The 24,329-nt window shown below is 69.7% G+C and carries 24 protein-coding genes, 1 tRNA gene and 1 pseudogene; 18 read left to right on the forward strand and 8 right to left on the reverse strand.

Annotated features, from left to right (window positions below):
* Positions 1-38 precede the first annotated feature (38 nt).
* Complete coding sequence (locus tag ACIBI5_RS17270; protein ID WP_397247787.1) at positions 39-446, forward strand: hypothetical protein; 408 nt, start codon at positions 39-41, stop codon at positions 444-446.
* A gap of 41 nt (positions 447-487) precedes the next feature.
* Here ACIBI5_RS17270 and ACIBI5_RS17275 read toward each other — a convergent pair whose 3' ends face one another.
* Complete coding sequence (locus ACIBI5_RS17275) at positions 488-1,393, reverse strand: NAD-dependent epimerase/dehydratase family protein (RefSeq protein ID WP_397247789.1); 906 nt, start codon at positions 1,391-1,393, stop codon at positions 488-490.
* A 137-nt stretch (positions 1,394-1,530) separates the two neighbouring features.
* Here ACIBI5_RS17275 and ACIBI5_RS17280 point away from each other — a divergent pair, with 137 nt between their 5' ends.
* The gene (locus ACIBI5_RS17280) at positions 1,531-1,680 is read left to right on the forward strand and encodes a hypothetical protein (RefSeq protein WP_397247791.1); all 150 of its coding nucleotides are present in this window, start codon (positions 1,531-1,533) and stop codon (positions 1,678-1,680) included.
* A gap of 195 nt (positions 1,681-1,875) precedes the next feature.
* Here the strand turns inward: ACIBI5_RS17280 and ACIBI5_RS17285 are convergent, their stop codons facing one another.
* From ACIBI5_RS17285 to ACIBI5_RS17300, 4 genes are all read right to left on the reverse strand, one after another.
* Complete coding sequence (locus ACIBI5_RS17285; protein ID WP_397247793.1) at positions 1,876-2,922, reverse strand: 2-oxoacid:ferredoxin oxidoreductase subunit beta; 1,047 nt, start codon at positions 2,920-2,922, stop codon at positions 1,876-1,878.
* Positions 2,919-4,754 (reverse strand): 2-oxoacid:acceptor oxidoreductase subunit alpha, encoded by a 1,836-nt coding sequence (locus ACIBI5_RS17290; protein ID WP_397247795.1) that lies wholly within the window; start codon positions 4,752-4,754, stop codon positions 2,919-2,921. The genes ACIBI5_RS17285 and ACIBI5_RS17290 overlap by 4 nt, the downstream gene beginning before the upstream one ends.
* A 195-nt stretch (positions 4,755-4,949) precedes the next feature.
* Positions 4,950-5,024, reverse strand: coding sequence for a putative leader peptide (locus tag ACIBI5_RS17295; RefSeq protein WP_376773454.1), 75 nt, complete (start codon positions 5,022-5,024; stop codon positions 4,950-4,952).
* Between the two features lie 33 nt (positions 5,025-5,057).
* Positions 5,058-6,518: a polysaccharide deacetylase family protein gene (locus ACIBI5_RS17300; RefSeq protein WP_397247797.1), complete on the reverse strand. Its 1,461-nt coding sequence runs from the start codon at positions 6,516-6,518 to the stop codon at positions 5,058-5,060.
* A 112-nt stretch (positions 6,519-6,630) separates the two neighbouring features.
* On the opposite strand from ACIBI5_RS17300, the gene ACIBI5_RS17305 reads away from it, so the two are divergent.
* Genes ACIBI5_RS17305 through ACIBI5_RS17335 form a run of 7 tightly spaced genes read left to right on the forward strand, consistent with a single transcriptional unit; the run spans position 6,631 to position 13,040 of the window.
* Positions 6,631-7,977, forward strand: a complete 1,347-nt coding sequence (locus tag ACIBI5_RS17305) for a glutamate-1-semialdehyde 2,1-aminomutase (RefSeq protein WP_397247799.1) — start codon at positions 6,631-6,633, stop codon at positions 7,975-7,977.
* Positions 7,978-7,996: 19 nt separating this feature from the next.
* Positions 7,997-8,368 carry an NADH-quinone oxidoreductase subunit A gene (locus ACIBI5_RS17310; protein WP_379615344.1) on the forward strand — a complete coding sequence of 124 codons (372 nt, stop codon included), beginning with the start codon at positions 7,997-7,999 and terminating at the stop codon, positions 8,366-8,368.
* 18 nt (positions 8,369-8,386) lie between these two features.
* The gene (locus tag ACIBI5_RS17315) at positions 8,387-9,475 is read left to right on the forward strand and encodes a M48 family metalloprotease (RefSeq protein WP_397247801.1); all 1,089 of its coding nucleotides are present in this window, start codon (positions 8,387-8,389) and stop codon (positions 9,473-9,475) included.
* 58 nt (positions 9,476-9,533) lie between these two features.
* Positions 9,534-10,043, forward strand: a complete 510-nt coding sequence (locus ACIBI5_RS17320; RefSeq protein WP_379615455.1) for an NADH-quinone oxidoreductase subunit B — start codon at positions 9,534-9,536, stop codon at positions 10,041-10,043.
* A complete protein-coding gene (locus ACIBI5_RS17325) occupies positions 10,040-10,561 on the forward strand; it encodes an NADH-quinone oxidoreductase subunit C (RefSeq protein WP_397247803.1) in 522 nt (173 codons plus the stop codon). The genes ACIBI5_RS17320 and ACIBI5_RS17325 overlap by 4 nt, the downstream gene beginning before the upstream one ends.
* Before the next feature lie 5 nt (positions 10,562-10,566).
* Complete coding sequence (locus ACIBI5_RS17330) at positions 10,567-11,508, forward strand: NADH-quinone oxidoreductase subunit H (protein WP_397247805.1); 942 nt, start codon at positions 10,567-10,569, stop codon at positions 11,506-11,508.
* Entirely contained in the window at positions 11,505-13,040 is a 1,536-nt protein-coding gene (locus ACIBI5_RS17335; protein ID WP_397247807.1) for a hypothetical protein, read from the forward strand. The genes ACIBI5_RS17330 and ACIBI5_RS17335 overlap by 4 nt, the downstream gene beginning before the upstream one ends.
* Positions 13,041-13,055: 15 nt before the next feature.
* On the opposite strand, the gene ACIBI5_RS17340 is transcribed toward ACIBI5_RS17335, so the two are convergent.
* Positions 13,056-14,240, reverse strand: a complete 1,185-nt coding sequence (locus tag ACIBI5_RS17340; RefSeq protein WP_397247809.1) for a serine/threonine-protein kinase — start codon at positions 14,238-14,240, stop codon at positions 13,056-13,058.
* Between the two features lie 313 nt (positions 14,241-14,553).
* On the opposite strand from ACIBI5_RS17340, the gene ACIBI5_RS17345 reads away from it, so the two are divergent.
* The 9 genes and pseudogenes from ACIBI5_RS17345 to ACIBI5_RS17385 all read left to right on the forward strand — a co-directional run bounded on the left by ACIBI5_RS17345 (position 14,554) and on the right by ACIBI5_RS17385 (position 23,656).
* A complete protein-coding gene (locus ACIBI5_RS17345) occupies positions 14,554-15,699 on the forward strand; it encodes a 4Fe-4S binding protein (protein ID WP_397248030.1) in 1,146 nt (381 codons plus the stop codon).
* Positions 15,696-16,289, forward strand: coding sequence for an NADH-quinone oxidoreductase subunit J (locus tag ACIBI5_RS17350; RefSeq protein WP_397247811.1), 594 nt, complete (start codon positions 15,696-15,698; stop codon positions 16,287-16,289). Before ACIBI5_RS17345 ends, ACIBI5_RS17350 begins: the two co-directional genes overlap by 4 nt.
* Positions 16,289-16,573 (forward strand): annotated as a pseudogene (gene nuoK, locus ACIBI5_RS17355) (NADH-quinone oxidoreductase subunit NuoK); the annotation flags it as partial. The gene ACIBI5_RS17350 and the pseudogene nuoK, both read left to right, overlap by 1 nt.
* Positions 16,574-16,785: 212 nt before the next feature.
* On the forward strand, positions 16,786-18,720 hold the full coding sequence (locus ACIBI5_RS17360; RefSeq protein WP_397247813.1) for an NADH-quinone oxidoreductase subunit L: 1,935 nt from the start codon (positions 16,786-16,788) through the stop codon (positions 18,718-18,720).
* Complete coding sequence (locus ACIBI5_RS17365) at positions 18,717-20,336, forward strand: NuoM family protein (protein WP_397247815.1); 1,620 nt, start codon at positions 18,717-18,719, stop codon at positions 20,334-20,336. The genes ACIBI5_RS17360 and ACIBI5_RS17365 overlap by 4 nt, the downstream gene beginning before the upstream one ends.
* Entirely contained in the window at positions 20,333-21,841 is a 1,509-nt protein-coding gene (locus tag ACIBI5_RS17370; protein ID WP_397247817.1) for an NADH-quinone oxidoreductase subunit N, read from the forward strand. The genes ACIBI5_RS17365 and ACIBI5_RS17370 overlap by 4 nt, the downstream gene beginning before the upstream one ends.
* A gap of 350 nt (positions 21,842-22,191) precedes the next feature.
* Entirely contained in the window at positions 22,192-23,040 is an 849-nt protein-coding gene (locus tag ACIBI5_RS17375; protein WP_397247819.1) for a hypothetical protein, read from the forward strand.
* A 13-nt stretch (positions 23,041-23,053) separates the two neighbouring features.
* Complete coding sequence (locus tag ACIBI5_RS17380) at positions 23,054-23,500, forward strand: hypothetical protein (protein ID WP_397247821.1); 447 nt, start codon at positions 23,054-23,056, stop codon at positions 23,498-23,500.
* 12 nt (positions 23,501-23,512) lie between these two features.
* A complete protein-coding gene (locus ACIBI5_RS17385) occupies positions 23,513-23,656 on the forward strand; it encodes a hypothetical protein (RefSeq protein WP_379615318.1) in 144 nt (47 codons plus the stop codon).
* A gap of 129 nt (positions 23,657-23,785) precedes the next feature.
* Here ACIBI5_RS17385 and ACIBI5_RS17390 read toward each other — a convergent pair.
* Positions 23,786-23,867: transfer RNA gene (locus ACIBI5_RS17390), tRNA-Tyr, on the reverse strand.
* Positions 23,868-23,957: 90 nt separating this feature from the next.
* Positions 23,958-24,290 (reverse strand): cupin domain-containing protein, encoded by a 333-nt coding sequence (locus tag ACIBI5_RS17395; protein WP_397247823.1) that lies wholly within the window; start codon positions 24,288-24,290, stop codon positions 23,958-23,960.
* Between the last annotated feature and the right edge of the window lie 39 nt (positions 24,291-24,329).

The raw sequence follows: 24,329 nt of genomic DNA on the forward strand, positions 1-24,329 counted from the left end.
TGAGGCCTCACGTTCCGGCGGGCTACGGCGTCGTACTCATGACAGATCCATCCAGCGCCGTCCTGGCCGTCGAGGAGTCACCCGTGTTCCTGCGTGTCGCGATCATCCTGCAAGCCGTGGCCCTCTTCCTTACTTCCATCACCGCCGGGCTGCTGCTGACCGCTCCCAGTGGACGGGTGTTGCACAGCGCCTCGGCGTACTCGGTGTTCGCCGCGGGACTGGTGCACCTGATCGCGGTGATCCTGGTCTGGCGGCGGGGCGGCGGCGCTGGCCGGCCCGTCCTGTACTCGGCCGGGTTCTTCGTTCTCGTCCTGGCGCAGATCGCGCTGGGCATCGCGCAGGCGGTGACCCTGCATCTCCCCTTGGGCGTGCTGCTGTTCGGCTACAGCGTCCTTCAGCTCAGCCAGCTGCCGTCGGTCCGGCGTCTGGCGCCGGAGACCGTTTGAGCGGTGGCAGGCCGGGGTCGCCGGTCTGCCACCTCCCTTGATCAGGACTTTCTCTGCTGGTCGGCGTACCAGGCGATCGTGTTCTTCAGCCCGTCGACGAGTGAGGTTCTGGGCTGCCAGCCGAGCGTCGACCCGGCGGGGCCGACGTCGGCGATATGGGCGCGGTCGAGCTGCCGGTCGGGCAGCGCGCCGTACTGGGGCGTGATCGGGCTGGCGGCCAGACGATGGAGCAGCTCGATCGTGTCCCTGATGGACACGCCCACCCCGCTGCCCACGTCGTACATGCCACCGGCGGCCTTCTCACTCTCCGCCGCCGCGACGAACGCCTCGATCACGTCGTCGATGTAGATCCAGTCGACCAGCCGGGAGCCGCTGCCGATCCGGGCCGAGCGCCCGTTGAGCAGCTCCGTGGTCACGTACGGCACCAGCTTGGCGATGTCCCGCTGGCCGGGGCCGTACACCATCGCGATGCGCAGCACGGACACGTCCACCGACCACAGATGGTGGAAGAGCCGTGCGTATACCGTGGCCGCGGACTTGGCCGCGGAGTACGGCGAGTGCGGCGCGCTCTCCTCGGAGCGCATCTCCTCGATGGACCCGGCGAAGACCAGCTTCATGGGCTGTCCCGCCGCGGCCGTGAGCAGGTTGACCGCGGCGACCAGGTTGCCGTCCAGCATGGCTCTGACCATGCCGACGTCCCTGATCCCGGTGACCTCACTGGCCAGGTGGAAGACCAGGCGGGGCCGGATCGTGCCCAGGAGGTCGGCGGTGGGCGCCGCCTCGCGCAGGTCGCACCGGTGCCAGATCTCGGCTCCTACCTGCGGTTGCGGCTGCCTGCTCACCGCGTGCACCTCGGCGCCGAGCAGTTCGAGCCTGCGCGCGAGATGCGATCCGATGAACCCGCTGGCGCCGGTGACCAGCGCGCGAGTTCCTTGCCATTGCGGCATTCTCTTTTCCCTCCTTCATGACATGTCGGAACGTGCCTGAACGGAGGGGCGGCGGCCCCCTCGGACTGGGCGGGGGGTGGCCGGGATTGTGGGGATCGGGGTCGGGCCCCGCCCGTGTGAGGCGGCGGTGGCTTCGCGTGCGGCGTCGCGGGACGTACCTGCGGATCTCCCGGCGCTGCCGTTGCGGCCGCGCGGCGGCGGTGGCCGTGGCGACGGGGGACGAGCGCCTGGGCGAGCAGTGCGCGGGCCAGGCGTGCCGTGGAGTCCTGGTCAGGCGGCAGGGGTGACCGCCGCAGTCGGGTTCGACGGGCGCTTGCTCGGACTCCACGACGGAGACGTGCGCGGCTACCGCCGGCGGTATGGCCACCGCCGGTAAGCCGAGAAATGCGGCCGCCAAGAGCAAGACGGCAGACAGCACGCTCTTGGCAGCCAAGTGAGTCTCCGCGACAGAGGTTCTGCTACGGAGACATTGTCGGCTCGGCTCAGCCGATGCGCCAGGTGTCTCCGCCGAGCAGAAGCTCGCTGAGATCTCCCGGGCCCTTCCCGGTGGCCGCCTGCTCCAGTTGCTCGGCCATGAGCACGTCGTAGGCCGGGCGGTCCACCTGCCGGAAGATGCCGATCGGCACGTGCTCGAACGCCGGCTCGTCGAGCCTGCTGAGCGCGAACGCGAGCGACGGGTCCGGGTTGTGCGCGTCGTGGACGAGGATCTGGTCCTCGCTCACCGAATCGCGCGCGACCACCTCGATGCCGCCGTTGGCCGCCCTGACCACGGCCTTGGAGGTGCTCACGATCGGCTGGTCGTGCTCCATCCGCAGCGTGATGTCGTCGCGGACCTCGGGGTCCTTGAGCGGCTCGAAGGCGTTGTCGTTGAAGATGTTGCAGTTCTGGTAGATCTCCACCAGCGACGTGCCCCGGTGCGCGGTGGCCTCGCGCAGGACCGACTGCAGGTGCTTGCGGTCGGAGTCGATCGTGCGCGCCACGAACGAGGCCTCGGCGCCGATGGCCAGCGAGATCGGGTTGAACGGCTTGTCCAGCGAGCCCATCGGCGTCGACTTGGTGATCTTGCCGACTTCGGAGGTGGGCGAGTACTGGCCCTTGGTCAGACCGTAGATCCTGTTGTTGAACAGCAGGATGTTCAGGTTGACGTTGCGGCGCAGCGCGTGGATGAGGTGGTTGCCGCCGATCGACAGCGCGTCGCCGTCACCCGTGATCACCCACACCGACAGGTCGGGGCGGCTGGCCGCCAGCCCCGTCGCGATCGCCGGCGCGCGGCCGTGGATCGAGTGGAAGCCGTAGGTGTTGAGGTAGTACGGGAACCGCGAGGAGCAGCCGATGCCGGAGACGAAGACGATGTTCTCCCGCTTGAGCCCCAGTTCGGGCAGGAAGCTCTGCACCGCGGCCAGGATCGCGTAGTCACCGCAACCCGGGCACCAGCGCACCTCCTGGTCGGACTTGAAGTCCTTGAGCGTCTGCTTCACGTCGGTCTTGGGGATGAGGTTCAGCCCCTTGCCATTGACCAGCTCAGTCATTTCTCAATCACGTCCTGAATGACTCCGGCCAGCTCCTCGGCCTTGAACGGAAGCCCGCGCACACGGTTGTAGCTGATGATGTCCACCAGGAACTTCGCGCGCAGGAGCAGGGCCAGCTGTCCCAGGTTGATCTCGGGCAGCAGCACCTTGTCGTAGCTCTTGAGCACCTCGCCGACGTTGGCGGGCAGCGGGTTGAGGTGGCGCAGGTGAGCCTGGGCGACCTTGCCGCCGGCCTTCCTGATCCGCCGCACCGCCGCCGCGATGGGCCCGTACGTCGAACCCCAGCCCAGCACCAGCACCTTGGTGCCGTCGTGGACGTCGTCGACCTCCAGATCGGGGACGTCGATCCCGTCGATCTTGGCCTGGCGCAGCCGGACCATGAGGTCGTGGTTGTTGGGGTCGTAGGAGATGTTGCCGCTGCCCTCGGCCTTCTCGATGCCGCCGATGCGGTGCTCCAGGCCCGGCGTGCCGGGGATGGCCCAGGCGCGGGCGAGCGTCTCGGTGTTGCGCTTGTAGGGCAGGAACTCCTCGTCGCCGTTCTTGACCGCGAACTCGGTGGAGATGTCGGGCAGGTCGGAGACCTCGGGCAGGCGCCACGGCTCGGAGCCGTTGGCCAGGTAGCCGTCGGACAGCAGGTAGACCGGCGTGCGGTACTTCACCGCGATCCGCGCGGCCTCGATGGCCGCGTCGAAGCAGTCGCTCGGCGAACTGGGCGCCACGATCGGCACCGGCGACTCGCCGTTGCGGCCGAACATGGCCATCAGCAGGTCGGTCTGCTCGGTCTTGGTCGGCATGCCGGTGGAGGGGCCCGCGCGCTGCACGTCCACCAGGATCAGCGGCAGCTCGGTCATGACCGCGAGGCCGACGGTCTCGCCCTTGAGCACGACGCCGGGACCCGACGTGGTGGTCACGCCCAGCGCGCCGCCGAAGGCCGCGCCCAGGGCGGCGCCGACACCGGCGATCTCGTCCTCGGCCTGGAACGTCCGCACGCCGAACTTCTTGTGCTTGGACAGCTCGTGCAGGATGTCGCTGGCCGGGGTGATCGGGTAGGAGCCGAGGAACAGCGGCAGCTTGGCCTGCACGCTCGCGGCGATGAGGCCGTAGGCGAGAGCCTGGTTGCCGGAGATGTTGCGGTAGACGCCCGGCGCCAGCTTGGCCGGCTTGATCTCGTAGGAGACCGAGAACGACTCGGTCGTCTCGCCGAAGTTCCAGCCCGCCTGGAAGGCCGCGATGTTCGCCTTGGCGATCTCGGGCTTCTTCGCGAACTTCTGCTCCAGGAACGTGATCGTGTGCTCGGTCGGCCGGTGGTAGAGCCACGACAGCAGGCCGAGCGCGAACATGTTCTTCGAGCGCTCGGCGTCCTTCTTCGACAGGTCGAAGCCCTCAAGGGCCTTGACCGTGAGGGAGGTCAGCGGCACCGCGTGCACCCGCCACTCCGACAGCGAGTCGTTCTCGAGGGGGTTGCCCTCGTAGCCGACCTTCTGCAGGTTGCGCTTGGTGAACTCGTCGGTGTTGGCGATGATGTCCGCGCCCCGGGGAAGATCGCCGAGGTTGGCCTTGAGCGCGGCGGGGTTCATCGCCACCAGGACGTTCGGAGCGTCCCCCGGCGTGAGGATGTCGTGGTCGGCGAAGTGCAGCTGGAAGCTGGACACACCCGGCAGCGTTCCTGCGGGGGCGCGGATCTCGGCGGGGAAGTTGGGCAACGTGGACAGGTCGTTGCCGAACTCCGCGGTGCCCGCGGTGAAGCGGTCGCCGGTGAGCTGCATGCCGTCGCCGGAGTCACCGGCGAATCTGATGATCACACGGTCGAGTTGCTGAACCTGCTTCGTCACGGCGCCTCCTTGGTCGGCGCGGTGTGCTCGCGGGTGCCCTCGCTACGCTCGGTCACGAGTCCTCCTCGACGCGCCATTGCGCGGGAGCGGGCGCGGTCTCTGTTTCCATGCTAGATCCTCGGGAGGGTCAAGACGTTTCCTCGCCGCACAATGCGGGTAAACGCGTTGAAAGTTAGGGGTGGCGGGGGAGAACGACTAAGGGTGACACAGCCCGGACGCGAGCCTGCCGAGATCGACGTGCAGGCGGGCGAAGAGGGTGGTTCGGGTCACGAGCGCCAACTATACGTCCCCCCAAAGCTCAGGCTACGTCAGGGGTTGCTTGCGTGCACCGCTGGCCCCCGACGGGTACAGGCGTCCGGCCTGCATCCCAGCAGAGCCGTACAACTCTGGAACGGTGACGAAGGTGTAACCCTTCCCGCGGAGTCTTTTGAGGACGCCCGGAACCGCCTCAACGGTCGTGCGGTGAATGTCATGCATCAGGATGATCGCCCCAGGATGCGCGCCCTTGACCGCCCGCTCGGCCACGACCCCCGCCTTCCTGTCACGCCAGTCGCGGGTGTCGACGTCCCAGTTGACGAGCGAGATCCCCAGCTCTTTCGAAACCGCCACAACATCCTTGCTGATCGCTCCGTACGGCGGCCGGACCAGAGTCGGCCGCTCACCGAGCGTGGCCGTCAACGTGTCCTGGGTCCGGATCAGCGAGTCGGCGATCTTGCTGCTCGACAGCTTCGACAGGTCCCGGTGCGCCCAGCTGTGGCTGCCCACCAGGTGTCCCTCGCCGCTCATCCGGCGCAGAAGGTCGGGCCGGGCCGCGGCGTTGACGCCGACCGTGAAGAACGTCGCGCGCGCCCCCGCGTCGCGCAACGTGTCAAGCAGCATCGCCGTGTGCGGCCCCGGCCCGTCGTCGAAGGTGAGCGCGACGCACTTCGTCTTCGCGCAGTCGACCGTGCCCGCCTGGTTGCTGGTCGCCTCCGGGCTGTGCGTGGGCGTCACCTTCGGCGTGGTCTCCGGCGTCGGCGGCGCGGCCGCGCGGGCCGCCTCCCGGGCCCGCCGTCCCGCCGCCGACAGCAGCGGCTCCACCTCGGCGGCCGGTACGGCTTCCGCCACCCTCCCCAAGGAGCAGGCGCCGACCTGGCAGTCGTCGAACTCCACCACGAGATCCCCGTCGCGGTTGAAGGCCATCGAGTCGAACAGCTCGGGATTCGCCCCCACCCCGCCCGACCCGCGGGCCTCCAGCCGCCGGCTCACCTTCTCCGCCAGCCCGCCCAGCGCCGCCTCGCCGTCGAGCAGCCCGGTGGAGGGGAAGGCCTGCTTGGTCCGGCCGTCGTACCAGATCGTCCGGTTGGCGTTGCCCCAGTTGGCGCCGTAGAACTCGCCGGTGCGCAGCCGTACGGCGATGGCGGCGTCGGAGGCGACGGGCAGTTGCCAGTCCACGTTGAGCTCGGGCCGGGGGGCCGGTCCGTGCTTGACGGTGGACTCGCGGAAGGCGCGCAGCTGGCGCTCCGCCTCCTGCCTGACCTTGTCGTTGAGCGGGTCGGCTCCCTTGATCTCGGGGTAGGTGATGTGCACGTACCGGCCGCCGCCGTCCCCCTCGCCGAGGGTCCTGGTGACGAGCCCGTTGACCGCCGACGGGGTCACGAAATCGATCTTCGTCGGCTCTGCGGGGACCTTGTGGTCGCCCTCGGGGGAGGCGGTGGTCATGCCGCAACCGGCGACGAATGCGGCAATCAGCGCGATTCCTCCGAAGAATCGCATTTTGTGCATGCGGGCCAGGCTATGGGGGCCCTTTTAGCGCTTTACCTTCTCTTGGGAATCTTGGAGTCGAGCCTTTAGCGGGGTATGTACGTAAAGGAGTTGCGTGCCTACGATGTGATGGGTGCGGGATCTAGGACCGTCTACGGGGTTCATCCAGTCAACCCTTCTGCAGCGCAAGCTCCATGACCTGGTGCCGGGTGGTGCGCACACGTACGCGCGCGGCGACGACCAGTATCCGGAGGGCATGGCGCCGGTACTCGTGCGCGGATCGGGCGCGCGGGTGTGGGACGCCGACGGCAACTGTTTCGTCGAGTACGGCATGGGCCTGCGCTCGGTCACGCTCGGGCACGCGTACCGGCCGGTGCTCGACGCCGTGCGCGAGGTGCTCGACCAGGGCCTGAGCTTCAGCCGCCCCACCGAGCTCGAACTGCGGGCCGCCGAGGACTTCCTCGCCCCGCTGCCCGGCGCCGACATGGTGAAGTTCGCCAAGAACGGCTCCGACGCCACCTCCGGCGCCGTCCGGCTGGCCCGCGCCTACACCGGCCGCGACCTGGTCGCCGTCTGCGCGCAGCCGTTCTTCGCCACCGAGGACTGGTTCGTCGGCGCGCTGGAGATGAACGCCGGCGTGCCCGAGTCGACCAGGAAGCAGACCCTCCGCTTCGCCTACAACGACGTCGGCTCGCTGCGCGCGCTGTTCGACCGGCACCCCGGGCAGATCGCCTGCGTCATCATGGAGGCCGCCACCGCCCTGGCCGAGCCGGAGCCCGGCTTCCTCGAAGGCGTTCGCGCCCTGTGCACCGAACGCGGCGCGCTCCTCGTCTTCGACGAGATGATCACCGGGTACCGCTGGGCCTACCCCGGCGCCCAGGAGTTCTACGGCGTCCGCCCCGACCTCGCCTGCTGGGGCAAGGCCATCGGCAACGGCTTCCCCATCTCGGCGCTGACCGGCCGCCGCGAGGTCATGGAGCTCGGCGGCCTGCGCACCGACCGGGACCGCGTCTTCCTGCTGTCGTCCACCCACGGCGCGGAGACGGTGTCGCTGACCGCCCTGCGCGCGGTCATCCGCGCCTACACCGAGCACGACCCCGTGGCGGTCATGGAGGAACGCGGGCGCGCGCTGGCCGACGGCGTCAACTCCGCCGCCCGCGAACTCGGCGTCGCCGACCACGTCGCGGTCGTCGGCCGCCCCTCCTGCCTGATCTTCACCACCAAGGACGCCGCCGGGCAGCCGTCACAGCCGTTCCGCACGCTCTTCCTGCAAGAACTCCTGCGGCACGGCGTCCTGTGCCAGTCGTTCGTGGTCTCCGCCGCGCACACGCCCGACGACATCGAACTCACCGTCGAGGCCGCGCGCGCCGCCCTGCTCGTGTACGGCAAGGCCCTGGAGGACGGCATCGACCGCTTCCTCAACGGAGCCCCGGTGGCCCCCGCCCTCCGCAGCCGCGCCGCCCCTCGCCGGGTGCGCTGACGGCGGTTACGATCAGCCCATGGACGGCTACTACGGCAACTACGCTCTGGTCGCCGCGCTGCTGCTCATCGGCGTGGCCATCGTGGCCGGCGCGCTCATGGCCAACCGCCTCCTGCGCCCCACCCGCCCGACCGCGGAGAAACTGACCACCTACGAATGCGGTGTGGACCCGGTGGGCGACGGCTGGGCCCAGTCCCAGATCCGCTACTACGTCTTCACCTACCTCTACGTGGTCTTCGCGGTCGACGCCGTCTTCCTGTTCCCCTGGGCCACGGTCTTCGCCGCCCCCGGCTACGGCATGACCACGCTCGTGGAGATGTTCGTCTTCCTCGGCTTCATCGCCCTCGGCATCCTGTACGCCTGGCGCAAGCGCGTCCTGACCTGGACCTAGCCCCGGATACAGTGCCCCATGACGTCATGGCGGGACCGGCCGCGCACGCCGACGGCCGAAGGACTTCACGACGAGGCCGGCGACGATTCCGCCACCGGCGGCCGCCTCGCCCGCCTGGCCTCCTACGCCGCCGCGCTGCTGGTGCACCTGCTGACGCTCGCCCTCGTCGCCGCCGGGATCTGGCTGATCACGCGGCCCGGGTTCATCGGGATCATCCTCGGCGCCGGGGCGCTCGGGCTGGCATGGCTCATGGCGCCGCGGCCGGGGAAACTGCCTGACGGGGTGGCGCTGGGCCGTACCGACGCGCCCGAGCTCTTCCGGCTCGTGGACGAGATCGCCGCGGCGGTGGGCGCACCCCGCCCCCACATGATCGTCGTCACCGGCGAGGTCAACGCCGCCTACGGCACCTACGGCCTGCCGCGCCGGCGCTTCCTGGAACTCGGCTACCCGTTCTGGCTCGCGCTGACCCCGCAGGAGCGGATCGCGATGCTCGGGCACGAGCTCGCCCACTCCGTCAACCAGGACACCCGGCACGGATTCGTCGTCGGCTCCGCGCTGGGCGCGCTGGCCGAACTGCGCGAGACCGCCAGGCTGGACGGCGACACCATCACCTTCGGCAAAATCGTCGTGGCCCCGCTGCGGCTGGTCGCCGGCTGGTCGCACACGGCGCTCGAACGCATCACCCACCGGGCCACGCAGCGTGCCGAATACCGGGCCGACCTCATCTCCCTGCGCGTGGCCGGGTCGCAAGCCGCGCTCACCTCGATCGACAAGGGGCTCTGGGCCCTGCCCCACCTCGCCGACTACCTCGGCACCCAGGCCCACCAGGTACGCGGCGACCTGTGGGCGGCGGTCAGGTCCTACGTGGCCGAGGTGCCGGAGGACGAGCGCGACCGGCGCCGCCGCACCGCGCGGCAGCAGGAGGCGCGCGTGGACACCACCCATCCGCCCACCCACCTGCGCCGCGACCTGCTGGCCTGCCGGCCGTACACCGAACCGATCGTGCGCGCGCCACGGATGGAGCCCATCGACCGCGAGCTCGACGAGGCCGCGCGGCGGATCGCGAGCGAGATCGTCGACAACGCCCGCGCCGCGCTGTACATGTAGGGGGCTCTACTCTTCCGCCGCCACCCGCGCGAGAATGGTCAACATGGCCGATCTTCCGATGCCCACCGTGGGGCCGATCTCGCGGCTGGCTCCCAAGCCCATGCGGTTCATCCTCAACTGGGGGCGGCGCTACTCGCTGTGGGTGTTCAACTTCGGCCTGGCCTGCTGCGCGATCGAGTTCATCGCCACCTCGACCAGCCGCCACGACTTCATCAGGTTCGGCGTCATCCCGTTCGCCAACGGGCCCAGGCAGGCCGACCTCATGATCGTGTCAGGTACCGTCACCGACAAGATGGCGCCCGCGGTCAAGCGGCTCTACGAGCAGATGCCCGACCCCAAGTACGTGATCTCCTTCGGCGCCTGCTCCAACTCCGGCGGCCCCTACTGGGACTCCTACTGCGTCACCAACGGCGTCGACCAGATCATCCCCGTCGACGTCTACGTGCCCGGCTGCCCGCCCAGGCCCGAGGCGCTGCTCTACGGGATCATGAAGCTTCAGGAGAAGATCGCGGGGGAGAAGCTCAGCGACCGCTACATCTGGTCGCGCGCCCACAAGGAGGACGTGTGAGCTTCACCTCCTGGGGTGAGCGGGCCCAGCTCAGCGAGTCGTACGGCGAGCACACCGTCGACGTCGCCGCCGCCGACTGGACCGAGGCCCTCACCTACGCCCGCGACGAACTCGGCTACGAGTTCTTCGACTGGCTGACCGGCGTCGACGACCCGCCGGAAGGCTTCTCCGTCGTCGCCCACGTCTACAACCCCGCCGAACGCGCCCGGCTCCTGCTGCGCACCTGGGTGCCACGCGCCGAACCGCGGCTGGCCTCGGCCGTCGGCGTCTACCGGGGCGCCAACTGGCACGAGCGCGAGACGTACGAGATGTTCGGCGTCACCTTCGACGACCACCCCTACCTCGTGCCGCTGCTCCTGCCCGACGGCTTCGAGGGCCACCCGCTGCGCAAGGACTTCATCCTGGCCGCCCGCGTGGCCAAGGCCTGGCCCGGCGCCAAGGAACCCGGCGAGTCCTCGCCCGGCCGCCGTAAGATCCTCCCACCCGGAGTACCCGCCGACTGGGGCACTGGAGGTTAGGCCACATGCTTGACGTGATCTTGCGCTTCGCCGTCATCCTCGCGGTGTTCCTGCTCCTGCCGCTCATCATCGGACAGACCGAGCACAAGGTCATGGCGCACATGCAGTCACGGCTCGGGCCCATGTACGCCGGGGGCTTCCACGGCTGGGCCCAGCTCATCGCCGACGGGGTCAAGTTCGCCCAGAAGGAAGACGTCATCCCGGCCGCGGCCGACCGCCGCGTCTTCATGATCGCCCCTGGCGTGGCGCTCGTGCCGTACCTCGTCGTGCTGATCGTCATCCCCATCGACAAGAACGGCTTCGGCGTCAACCTCGACCTCGGCCTGTTCTTCGTGCTGGCCGTCATGGGCATCGGCGTGCTCGGCTCGATCATGGCGGGGTGGGCCTCGGCCAACAAATACTCCGTGCTCGGCGGCATGCGCTCGGCCGCCCAGCTCATGTCGTACGAGCTGCCGCTCGTGCTGGCCGCCTCCTCCGTCGCCATGGCCGCGGGCACCCTCTCGCTGCCCGGCATCCTTGACCAGTGGCAGTGGTGGTGGCTGCCGTGGCAGGCCGTCGGCGGCGTCGTCTTCTTCCTCGCCGGTCTCGCCGAGCTGCGCCGCCCGCCGTTCGACATGCCCATCGCCGAGTCCGAGATCATCATGGGCCCGATGACCGAGTACACCGGGATGCGGTTCGCCCTGTTCATGCTCGCCGAGTACGCGGGCATCGTCGTGCTCTCCTTCCTGACCACCGTGTTGTTCCTCGGCGGCTGGCACGGCCCCTTCCTGGCCGGGTGGATCTGGACGCTGATCAAGGTGTTCCTGCTGGCCTTCGTGGTGATCTGGCTGCGCGTCAGCTTCCCCCGGCTGCGCGAGGACCAGCTGCAGAAGCTGGCCTGGGTCGGGCTGGTGCCGCTGGCCCTCGTCCAGCTCGCGCTGACGGGGGTCGTGAAGGTGCTGCTTTGAGCGAGTTGCGCTCCGGCCTCACCGTCCTGTCCTGGTCCTCAGGCGAGCTCCTCATCTCCCCTTCCCCGGTACGGCTCACGCCCGCCGCCCTCCTCCACTACCGCTACGAGCAGACGACCGTCGGCGCCAACGGCCTGCCCGCCTACGAGCGGACCGTGAGCGGCCTGGCGGTGCTCGACCAGGACGGCCTCGTCCTCGCCGACCTGCCCGGCGACTGGGAAGGCGTCTCGGCCTTCGCGCGGGCCGGCGGCGTTCCTCTGCACGCGGCGCTCGACGCCCCCGCCGCCCGGGTCCGGGCGGTGCTGGCCGCCCGTGCGCCTGGCTGGAGGCGCATCGCCGGCGTCCCGCCCGCACCGGCCGCTCGTTGGCGTAGGCCGGTGGCGATCGGGCTGGGGGTGGCGGCCCTCGGGATCATGATCTACCTGACGTCGAACGGGTTCTGGTACGTGTGGCGGGGGTTCTCGGCGATCGGGCGCATGCTGATCGATGTCGTCGAGGTCAAGTGGCTGATCTTCTTGTTCAGCCCGTTGTTGTTGTTCCTGGCGCCTGTGCGCGAGCGCCTCACGCGGCGGAGCGTGCGCAAGGGGGTGATGGTGGGGTCGGTGGGCGGCCTGCACCTCAAGCTGACGTCCGGCATCCTGTACATCAACCGCGGCCCCCAAACCCTGACCGCCCTCCCCGTAACCCCCCTCCCCACCCCCTCCCAACCCACCGCCCCCACACGCACGGCCCCCACACGCACGGCCCCCACACGCACCGCCCCCTCCCCACCCGCTTCGCCCGCGCCCGCTTCCCCGGCGCCCGCGCCCTCCGCGCCCGCTTGGATCCCGCCCTCCCCCTCCGCGCCCACCACCCCCTCCGCGCCCACTTCCCTCGCGCCCTCCCCACCCGCTTCCCCCGCAGCCGCGCCCGCTTCCCTCGCGCCCGCGGATCCGCCACCTTCTCCGGTTGCGGACCTGCCACCCACTACCGCACCAGCGGTGACTCCCTCTCCTGCAGCGCAGGCCGACCACGCGCAGCCCCTCGGGGCGCCCTCCCCGGCCGACCCGACACCGCCCCCGGCCGACCCGACACTCTCCCCGGCCGACCCGGCACCCTCCCCAGAGGGCGTTCCCCTTGGGGCGCCGCACGCCGAGACCCCGGCGACCCTCACCCCCGACGCTTCGGCGGTGCCGCACTCCTCAAGCCCGGACCCGGCACCCGGCTCCGGCGCCTGGGCGGCACCGGCCGCCGATGCTCGTGTGGAAGAGACCCCCGGTGCCCAGGCGCCGTCGAACCCCGTCGACAGGCCGGAGCCCAAGGGCAGGGCCGAGGGGTTCGCCGCCCGGCTGTTCCTCTACCGCCACCGGGACCTGGCCGGTCTGGTGGTCCTGGCCGCCGACGGGCACCCGGTCCACCACCTCCCAGGCCCCTGGTCACCCGAGCACGTCAACCGGTTCGCCACCCGCCACAACCTCCCCCTGGAGATCCGCACCCTCACCCACGACGAATACCTGGCCCTGACCGCGGACTCCGCCGACGCCACCACGTGACACCGGAGGACCCGGTCAGTGCACGATCGCCAGCATCACGTCGGAGGCCGACGGCCGTTCCTCTGGCTTCTTGTTCAGGCACGACCCGATGACCCCGCGCAACGCAGGCGGCAGCGGCGACAGATCCGGATGAACCGTGAGCACCCTGTTGAACACCGCCGGAACCGTGTCCTCGCCGAACGCCGGACGCCCCGTGGCGGCGAACACCATCGTCACCGCCCAGCTGAACACGTCGGAAGCCGGACCCACCGCCTCACCCGTCAACTGCTCGGGCGACATGTACGGAGGCGTCCCGACCATCTTCCCCTGCGTCACCGTGACCTGATCCAGCGCTCTGGCGATGCCGAAGTCGATCACCCGGGGGCCGTCCGAGCCGATCAGGACGTTGCTCGGCTTGAAGTCCCTGTGGACGACGCCCGCCTTGTGGATGGCCGCCAATGCACCGGCTGTGGATAACGCGAGCCGTACCAGACTGTCCTGATCGCGCGGACCGTGCTTCTTGACCAGCTGTTCCAGGGACGGTCCCTCGACGTACTCGCTCACGATGTAGGCGTGCTGGCCGGTGATGTTGACGTCGAGGAGCCTGGCCGTGGAGAAGGTCGCCACCCTGCGCGCCGAGTCGACCTCGCGGGCGAACCGCGCGCGGGCCGTCTCGTCCACCAGGTCGTGCAGGACCTTGACCGCGACCCGGTTGCCGTTGGGCGCGGTCGCCAGATACACCGCGCCCTGGCCGCCGCGGCCCAGCAGGTGGAGGACGCGGTAATGCCCGATCCAGGCGGGATGTCCTGGCTGGCTCTGGAAGCCGGTGTGGCCGGGCGGCGGATGGTAGGTGGGGGTCGTGACCCGCTGGTGAAGGTCCAGAGGGGGCTTGAGGCGGGCCTTGGCCATGAAGGGGACCAGGATGCCGCTGTGGATCACGCCGCCCAGCCAGCTGATGCCGAAGCCGATGGTGATCAGTGACCGCATCGGGTCGGGTATCTGCTCGAACTCCTCGTACCCCACGATGGTGATCAGGAACGAGCCCACGAACACCGTGTAGACGACGGCGGCGATCGCGTGGAAGGTGCTGCGCAGCCAGAAGGCGGCGAAGCCGATGGTGAGCGGAGTGGCCAGGCCGCAACTGATGAAGGGGAGGATCGCCCAACCCACGAAGGCAGCCCAGATCCCGGCGCTGGGGCGGGCGGGGTGGGGGTGTGGCATGCCGGAACACTATCGGTCGGGGGTGACAGGGCGAGGTGGGGCGGCTCTCCTGTGGATAACTCGGGGACAGCCTGTGGATGTCTGTGGAAAAACTGGGGACAACAGTCTGGCTCATTCACCTCAGACGCATAGTGCGTCATGATGTTGAACCATGGTGCGGATACCGGGAGTAGGGCTGGCAAAAGGGCTGTCCATCACCCTGCGCCACATGCTGCGCAGATCCGTGACGCGGCAATACCCCGAGGTCAAACCCGCCCTCCCGCCCCGCAGCCGCGGCGTCATCGCGCTGGTCGAGGAAAACTGCACCTCCTGCATGCTGTGCGCCCGCGAATGCCCCGACTGGTGCATCTACATCGACTCCCACAAGGAGACGCTCCCCGCGCCGGAAGGCGGCCGCCCCCGCCAGCGCAACGTCCTCGACCGATTCGCGATCGACTTCGCCCTCTGCATGTACTGCGGCATCTGCATTGAGGTGTGCCCGTTCGACGCGCTGTTCTGGTCACCCGAGTTCGAGTACGCGGAGGGCGACATCCGCAACCTTCTCCACGAGAAGGAGCAGCTCGGGACATGGGTCGAGACCGTCCCGCCGCCGCCCGCCCACGACGCGGGCGCGGAGCCTCCCAAGGAGCTGACCGCGGCTCCACGCCGCCCATCCGGTACGGCAGGCCCCTCCGCCAGACCGGCGCCCTCAGACACCCCCGCGCCCCGCCGAACCCGCGACACCCCAGCCAGAAAACCGCCCCCAGAGGGCACCGGCGGAGAAAAACCCACAGAAGACTCGTCCACCGCGGAAACGCCCGCCGAGCGGACCCCCACAGCCGCAACCTCCACAGCCGCAGCCCCCACAGAGGGCCCGGCCCCAGAGGCACCGTCCCCAGAGGGTTCACTCCCCAAGGCAACGCCCACGGGTTCACTCCCCGAGGCAACGCCCACGGGTTCACTCCCCGAGGCAACGCCCACGGAGGCTTCGCGCACCGAGACAACGTCCACAGGCGGCGCACCGGCAACCGACGCGTCCACAGACCAACCGGCCACAGGCGCTCCCTCCACAGGCAGCTCGCCCACAGGAGCGACCGGACCGGCGCAAGAGCCCGGCGGCCGTCGTCCGCGCAGGCCGGCGACCAACGTCCGCGGCATCCGGCCCCCCGGCGCGCTACCCGACCCCGCCGGCCGTACCCCAGAAGCGAAGCCCGTACAGGACACGCCCGCCGAGCCCGCGCCCCCTGACGGCACGCCAGAGCCGGGGCCCGCAGAGCCCGAGGGCGGGCAGTTGTCCACAGGCGAGCAATCCGATGACGAGTTGTCCACAGGTTCGGGCGAGTCGTCGCGGCCGTCCGATTCGGGGGAGCAGACTTCTGCCGCGAGCCCGCGCAGGCGGCGGATGGCCGATCCACGGTCCATCCGTCCGCCTGGGCAGCCGCAGTCCGACGAGACACAGGAGTCCGAGGAGGATTCGTGACCGAGGCGGCGCCCTTCCTGCCACCCACCACGCAAGAAGTCGTGTTCTTGCTCCTGGGCGCGGTGGCCGTCGGATCGGCGCTGCTTGTCGTCACCACCAAGCAGCTCGTCCACGCCGCCCTCTGGCTCGTCGTCTGCTTCGGCGCGCTGGCCGGCGGATATCTGGTGCTGACCGCGGAGTTCGTCGCCTGGGTGCAGGTGCTGATCTATGTGGGCGCGGTGGTGGTGCTGCTGCTGTTCGGCATCATGCTGACGCGCGCCCCCATCGGACGCTCGGCCGACCTCGACAGCGGCAACCGCGTCGTGGCCGCCGTCGTCGCGCTGGCGACGGCCGCGGTCCTGGTCACGGTCGTGATCGACGGCTTCCGTACGGCCTACGCGCCGCTGAAGCCGGGTGAGGGCTCGGCGGGCGAGCTGGGTGCGAGCGTGTTCAGCACGTGGGTGCTGCCGTTCGAGGCGCTGTCCGTGCTCCTGCTCGCGGCGCTCATCGGCGCCATCGTCCTGTCCCGCACCGACATCCGCGGCGCCCCGCCGTCCGCGGATGAGGCCGGCGGCGATCCGGCTCCGGCTGAAGGTCCCGGGGGGCCCTAGTGCACATCGTGTACCCCGCGGTCGTCTCCGCGCTGCTCTTCTCCATCGGCGTCTACGGCGTGCTGGCCAGACGCAACACGATCCTCGTGCTGATGTCGGTCGAGCTCATGCTCAACGCCGTCAACATCAACCTGGTCGCGTTCGACATGTGGCTGGCCGACGTGCTCCACAGCGGTCAGGTCCTCACGCTGTTCATCATCGTGATCGCGGCGGCCGAGCTGGGTCTCGGCCTGGCGATCGTGCTCGCGCTCTTCCGCAACCGCCAGAGCGTCGACCTCGACCGCCTGCGCGACCTCGCCGAACCCGCCGGCCCGGACACCACCGCCGACGGCGACAACGGCGCCGACGGCGGCAACGGCGGGCGTGCCGACGACCACCAGCCCGCCGAACTCGGCACCGTCACCTCACCCCAGCTCACGGCACGCGGCAACGGCGCCTCCGACCAGGGCGACGGCGTCGGCCGCCCCGGTCACCCCGCCAGGCGAGGAGGCAACGCATGACCACGACGTCCTCGCCGTTCCCTCTGCTGATCGTGGCTCTGCCGTTCCTCGCGGCCTTCGCGGGCCTGCTCCTGTCCCGTCGGCCGGGAAGGCCGCAGGCAAGCCGACCCGAGGGCGCCGAAGCGGCAGGGCGGCCACACCGGGGCGACAACCGGCGCGCGGCCTGGATCGCCGTCCTTCCCACCGCGCTCTCGGCCGCTCTGGCGCTCTGGCTCGCGGCCGCTCAGGGCTTCGCCTTCTTCGCCGGACGCGCGGCCGCCCCCGTCGGCGCCGACTACGGCACGATCGTCACCGGTACGGTCCCCATCACGTTGACCCTCCAGGTCGACGCCCTGTCCGGTGTCCTCGGCGTCCTGGTGACCCTGGTGGCGCTGGCCGTACAGGTCTATTCGGTGGGCTATCTCCACGACGACCGGCGCTACCCGTCCTACAGCGCCTTCATCAGCCTGTTCACCAGCGCCATGCTGCTCGTCGTCTACTCCGGCGACCTGCTGGTCCTGTACGTGGGCTGGGAGGTCATGGGCCTGTGCTCCTACCTGCTCATCGGCCACTGGTGGGAAGACCGGGCCAACTCCAGGGCCGCCGTGAAGGCCTTCCTGGTCACGCGCCTCGGCGACGTCGGCTTCCTGTTCGGCATCTTCGTGCTCGGCATCTCGGCGGACAGCTTCCGCATCGCCGACGTGCTCGCCAAGGTGCCCGAGATGTCCACGGCCACGCTGGTCACGGCGACCATGCTGCTGCTGGCCGGGGTGGCGGGCAAGAGCGCCCAGGTGCCGCTGCACACCTGGCTGCCCGACGCCATGGCCGGTCCGACGCCGATCAGCGCGCTGATCCACGCCGCCACCATGGTCGCCGCGGGCATCTTCATCGTGGCCAGGCTCTTCCCCGCGTTCCTCGGGGCCAGGCCCACGCTCGACGTGCTGGCCGTCATGGCGGCGCTCGGCATGCTGGGCGCCGCCCTGGCCGCGCTGGCCCAGGACGACCTCAAACGCGTGCTCGCCTATTCGACGATCAGCCAGCTGTCCTACATGGCCGGCGGCCTGGCCGCGGGCTCCGACCACGCGGCCATCTTCCACCTGCTCACGCACGGGGCGTTCAAGGCGCTGCTGTTCCTGTGCGCGGGCGCGGTCATCCACCACGTCGGCTCCAATCTCATGAGCCAGATGGGCGGCCTGCGCCGTGAGCTCCCGGTCACGTTCGCCGCGACCACGATCGGTTTCGCCGCCCTCATGGGCCTGCCACCGGCCAGCGGATTCTTCAGCAAGGACAGCCTCCTGCTGGCCATGGACGGGGCGGTCAGCGGTGCCACCCTCACCGACGCCGCCGCGCTCCTGCTCTACGCCTGCGCCCTGGCCACCGTCGTCGTCACCGGCGCCTATTCGGCCCGTGCCTGGCTGCGTACGTTCTTCGGACCCGCGCGGACCATCGCCCTGCCCGAGCCGCAGCCCGGCACGGCGCACGTGGTCGACACCCGCGAGGCGCCGCGGACGATGCTGATCCCCATCGTCCTGCTCGCGGTCCCCGCCCTCCTGCTGGGCTTCGCCGGCGGTCTCCACCTCGACGCCGGCGTGGCCACGATCAGCGTGGTGCTGGCGCTGCTCGGCGCCGGAGTCGTCTACGCCTTCTGGCGCGGCGATCCGGTCGCCGACCCCGCGCGCATCCTCGGGCCGTTCCGCGTCGCCTGCGAGCGCGCCTTCTACGTCGATTCCGTCTACGCGGCCCTGTTCGTCCGTCCGATCCTCGCGCTGTCCCGGCTGGTGGTCAGCACCGACGACCGGGTCGTGGACGGCGCGGTGCGCGGCTCCGGCCGCACGGCCCGTGGCCTGTCGGGGGTCCTGCGCCTCGCGCAGAACGGCAACGTGCAGCTCTACGTCAGCGGCGTACTCGCCGGAGTGCTCCTGATCGTCGTCGGGGCGGTGATGTTCGCATGAGCGGGCTCAGCTGGCTGCCTGTCGCACTGCTGGCCGTACCTCTGCTGGGCGCTCTTGCGCTGCTCGCACCCCCGCCGGTGCTGCGGCGGACGCTGCGCCTCTACGGCCTCGCGGTCTCCGGCGCGGTCCTGGTGCTGGCCGCGATCATGGTGGTGACCTTCGAGTACGGCCAGGCCGCCCGCATGCAGTTCACCCTCGACCTGCCGTGGATCCCCGGCCTGGGACTCAGGTTCCATGTGGGAGTCGACGGGATCTCGCTGCCGCTGGTCGCGCTGACCGCCCTGCTGACGTTCCTGTGCTTCGTCTACCTGGGCGTCGGCGACGGCCGCGGCCAGGGCCAGTTGCTACGCCCCAGGGCGGGCGGCAGCCGGCCGAGGGCGCTGGTGTTCACGCTGCTGGTGCTCGAAGTCGGCATGATCGGCACCTTCCTGGCCCTCGACCTGCTGCTGTTCTTCGTGTTCTTCGAGATCGTGCTGATCCCGATGTACTTCCTGATCGCCGTCTGGGGCGGCAAGGCCCGCCGGGCGGCGGCGATCAAGTTCATCCTGTACACCCTGCTCGGCTCCGTCGTCATGCTGCTGGGCCTGCTGCTCATCTGGGCGCAGGCGGGCACGCTCGACATGGTGGAGCTGGCCGCCGGGCACGGCGCGGGAATGTCCAGGGCGGTCCAGGTGATCGCGTTCCTGGCGGTCGGCATCGGCCTGGCCGTGAAGACCCCGATGTGGCCTTTGCACACCTGGCTGCCCGACGCCCACACCGAGGCGCCGACCGTCGGCTCGGTGCTGCTGGCCGGCGTCCTCCTCAAGATGGGCACCTACGGCTTCGCCAGAATCGCCATCCCGGTCCTGCCCGAGGGCGCCGCCACCCTGGCGCCGTGGCTGGGCGCGCTGGCCGTGGTCGGCATCATCTACGGTTCCCTGGCCTGCCTGGCCCAGCGTGACCTGAAACGGATGATCGCCTACTCCTCCGTCGGCCACATGGGCTTCGTCCTGCTCGGCTTCGCCACGCTGACCACCGTGGGCATCAACGGCGCCCTGTTCGCCAACGTCGCCCACGGCCTCATCACCGGCCTGCTCTTCTTCCTGGCCGGAGCGATCAAGGAGCGCTACTCCACCGCCGACATGCCCTCGATCACCGGCATGCTCGCCACGCTCCCGCACCTGGGCTCGGTGCTGACGTTCGCCGCCATCGCCTCGCTCGGGCTGCCGGGCCTCGCCGGGTTCTGGGGTGAGATGCTCGCGCTGCTGGGCGCCTTCGACCCGGCCGAGCCGCTGTCCCGGCCGCTGTTCCTGACGTTCATGGTCATCGGCGGCCTCGGCGCGGTGCTGACCGCCGCGTACTTCCTGGTCATGCTCTCCCGCGTGACCCACGGCCTGCCCGGCGGCAGGGCCGCGCCCTCACCCGCACCCGGCCCGTCCGACGAGCTCGCGGACACGCGCCTGGAGAAGTCCGGTGAGCGGATCGGCCTGCTGTCCCGCATGCCCGACATCCGCGGCTACGAGATGGCCGCCTGGGTGCCGCTGATCGTGCTGATCCTGCTGTTCGGCCTCTGGCCCGGCCTCCTGCTCTCGCTCACCACACCCGCCGTCGAGGCGCTGCTGGGGGTCGTGTCGTGATCCAGTCGATCGACTACTTCGCCATCGCGGCGCCGCTGATCCTGGCGCTGGTGGCGGGCCTTGTACTGCTGCTCGACGCCTTCCTGCCCGCGACCCGCCGGGTACGCGCCGCGCTCGGCCTCATCACGCTGACCGGCCTGCTGGCCGCCCTGGCCTTCGTGGTGGCCCAGGCACCGGCGGCGGCCCAGGGCCTGTCCACGTTCTGCGTCCCGGAGACCCTGAACACCGGCCCCACTCCCATGTGCTCCTTCGTCGTCGACCACTTCACCGTGGTCTTCGCCGGTCTGGCCCTGGTGGCCGGGGTCGTCGTGGTGCTGCTGTCGATGACCGAGCTCGCGGGCGGTGGCATCCCGGTCGGCGAGTGGTACTTCCTGCTCCTCTGCACCCTCGTGGGCGCCGTCGCCCTCCCCGCCTCCCGCGACCTGATCATGCTCGTGGTCGCGCTCGAACTGGTCTCCCTGCCGGTCTTCGCCCTGACGGCGCTGAGACGCTACGACGGCCGCGGTTCGGAGGCGGCGGTGAAGCTGTTCGTGGTGTCCGTGGTCTCGACCGCCATCATGCTCTTCGGTGTCTCCCTGCTCTACGGCATCACCGGCACCGTCTACCTCAACCGCCTGGCCGCGACGCTGAGCGGCCAGCTCCCGGCCCCGGGCGCCTCCGGCGCGCTGCCCGCGGTCGTCGCGGTCGGCGTGGTCCTCGTGACGGCGGGCTTCGCGTTCAAGATCGCCGCCGTCCCGTTCCACTCCTGGGCCGCCGACGTCTACCAGGGCGCGCCCATCCCCGTCGCCGCGCTCCTGTCGGTCATCTCGAAGGCCGCCGGGTTCGCCGGCCTCATCCTCGTCCTCGTGGCCGCCCTGCGGGGCCAGGCGGCGACGTGGTCGCCGTTGATCGCCATCCTCTCCGCCCTGACCATGACCGCGGGCAACCTGCTGGCCATGCGCCAGCGCTCCGTCGTACGCCTGCTCGCCTGGTCCTCGGTGGCGCAGTCCGGCTACATCCTCGCCCCGCTGGCCATCGCCGCGGGATCGGGCGCCGCCATCGCGGCGTCGATGGCCTACCTGGTCCTGTACGCCGCCATGAACCTGGGCGCCTTCGCCGTGGTCATGCTCGTCTCCCGGAGCGCCCCGCGCAACGAACTGGACGACTACCGGGGCCTGGCCTTCCGTACCCCGGTCGCGGGCATCGCCCTGGCCTTCTGCCTGATCTGCCTGGCGGGCCTGCCGCCCGGCCTGGCGGGGCTGTTCGCCAAGGTCGTGGTCTTCCGCGAGATCGTCGAGGGCGGCCTGGGCTGGCTGGCGGTGGTCATGGCCGTCAACACGGTCATCGGCCTGTACTACTACGTGGCCTGGACCGCCCGCATCGTCACCCCGGCCGCCGCTCCCGTCCACGAACCCGCCCGGATCCACCCGGCCACCTGGGTCGCCGTCGCCGCCACCCTGGCGGTCGCCGTCCTGTTCTCCGCGGCCCCGCAACTGGTTCTCACCCTGACCACGCTGACGGGCTGACACCCTGGCACAGCGAGCACACGGGGCGAATGGCCGACCGAAACCAAAGGTCGCCGCCTGACAGGTCGACGCTGATGATCACTTCGCGGCCGTCACGTCCCGCCTGCTCAACCTGGTCGCACGGGACCGCTCCATCGCTCACCTGATGAGAAGGCGCACCACGCAGGAAGGTATTTTAGAGCGCGCACCCCTTTTCGGCGGGGTTTACAAATATGGCCGAACGGTTAATGGAAGTTTCAATTTGAATTGAATTTCCTGTGGCGGCGCCTTCGGCCTGAATTTTGTGTCTTTCCAGGTGCTTGCTTGCCTGTTAACTTCTCTGTGGAATCAACGATCGCGGAGGAGAGGCAATGCTCCACATCGAACTCGACGTCTTTTCTGGACGTCCGAATCCGCACTGGAAGCTCACGGCACGCGAAGAACGCGAACTCATCGACCGGCTCAAGGCGAATCGTTCCGGGCTGCGCCCGGTCAACGACGTCGAGTCCAAGCTGGGATATCGCGGAATGGTCGTGACCGCCGATCGGTCAAGCCAGGAACGCCTCACCGCATCCGGCCTGCCACCGAGCTTCCGCCTGAGAGAGGCCACCGGCCTGCGGGTGTCGGACGTCACGGAACGCTGGCTGTTACACACCCCCGGCTCGCAGGCCACCATCTCGCCCGAGGTCGGCGACGTGGCCGACCTGACCATCGGCACCCCGTCGGCACAGCAGGAATCGGGGGCCGCAGGTCAGATCGCGGCCTGCGCGACCTGGTCGTCCACCTGGGCAGACCTCAACACCTTCTGGAACGGCACCCGCCGCCCCACCAACAACTGCTACAACTTCGCCTCCAGTCTCGCCACCGGCACCTTCGCCCAGCCCGGCCGCGGCACCGGCAGCGTCTTCACCGCGCTGACCATCGCCAACATCAAGGCGGCGGTGTTCCGCGACGGCTACACCAGCGCCTGCAACGACGACAGGTTCGTCAGCTATCTCTGCATCTGGCCGGGGGAGGACTTTCACTTCTACCACCGGATCGCCGATTACTCCGGCAGCCTCCAGCGCTGGGCGCACAAACCAGGAAGCACACCGGCGACGAACGTCGACAATTCCGGGCTGGCCATTACCAATCCGGTGACATGCAACCGGGGCCCGTATACAGTGGACGGATCTCCGTACATCTATCCCCGGGTGAATCCGCGGTCCACTATCAACTAGTCAGGGAGTTCCAGTGGCTGTCCGGCTTGTTCTCGCGGTGATCGGAGTTTCGCTGTCCATGTTCGCCTGCGGCAATTCTGATGCCCAGGGCGACTCGCCGAGCGTGGCGACAGTCGAGATTTACTCAGGTCGGCCGAATCCGAGCTGGACCCTCGACAGGTCCGCGCGCTCCGCGGTGGTGACGGCGGTGGACGGCCTGCGGGTCGACGAGGGACTCAAGCCACCGGACGAGGGCAGGCTCGGCTTCCGCTGGATCGAGGTGACCGGTCTGGACACCTCGCACGGCCGCGTGGCACGGGCCAAGGTGGCCCCGCGCGTCGTCGCGCTGGAACTGTCGGCCGATCGGCGTATGGTCCTGCTGGCCGACCCCGAATCGAGCACACTCCAGGAACTCCTGCGGCACGCCGCGGGCCATGTTGACGCCGACGTACTCAACCTCATCCGTCAACAGATCCGCTAACGGAGGACACTCATGTCCGAATCAGTCTCACGTCGTACGATCATCGCCGGCATTCTCGTGGGCGGCGCCGCCGCGTTCGCCCTGCAGTCGGAGGCACTCGCGGGAGCCCCCGACGGCACCGTCGAGTCCTGGCTGCTGACCACGGCCAAGTTCTGACCGACAAGCGACACCCAGTGGACGCATGGCCAGGAGGGCGCCACCCGGCGGCAGGCCATGACTCCGCCGACCAAAGCGAAGGGCCCCTGGTGCGCGTAGGCGCAGACCAGAGGCCCTTCGTACTGCGTGTGGCAGGTCCAGGGTTCGAACCTGGGTAGGCTAAGCCGACGGATTTACAGTCCGCTCCCATTGGCCACTCGGGCAACCTGCCTTGTCAGACCCGCTTGCGCGGCGACAGGTAGAAGAATAGCGGACTTTCGAGGTGGACGTGACATCAGAATGTCCTGCTTGTGGTCGCGGGTCAGTGGCGCTTGGCGACGGTGAGGAGGACGGCTGAGTCCTCCACGGCTTCGACCGCGTGTACGGCCTGCGGAATGATCAGCAGGTCCCCGGTCATCCCGTCCCAGGACACTCCGTCGGACAGGAGCCTGACCCGGCCGGACACGACGTACAGGGTGGCTTCGCCGGGATTGTTGTGGTCGTCCATGCGGGATCCGGCAGCCAGGGCGATCATGGTTTGGCGTAGGACCTGTTCGTGCCCGCCGTACAGGGTGGTGGCGGAGCGGCCGCTTGAGGCGACACGCGCGGTTTCGAGCTGGTTGCGGGCCACCGCGGTCAATGACTGCTTGTTCAAAGGTTCCACCTCTCACCATCCTGGTCGTGGGTATTCCCG

The organism is Nonomuraea sp. NPDC050540 (assembly GCF_044457485.1).
Taxonomy (GTDB): Bacteria; Actinomycetota; Actinomycetes; order Streptosporangiales; family Streptosporangiaceae; genus Nonomuraea.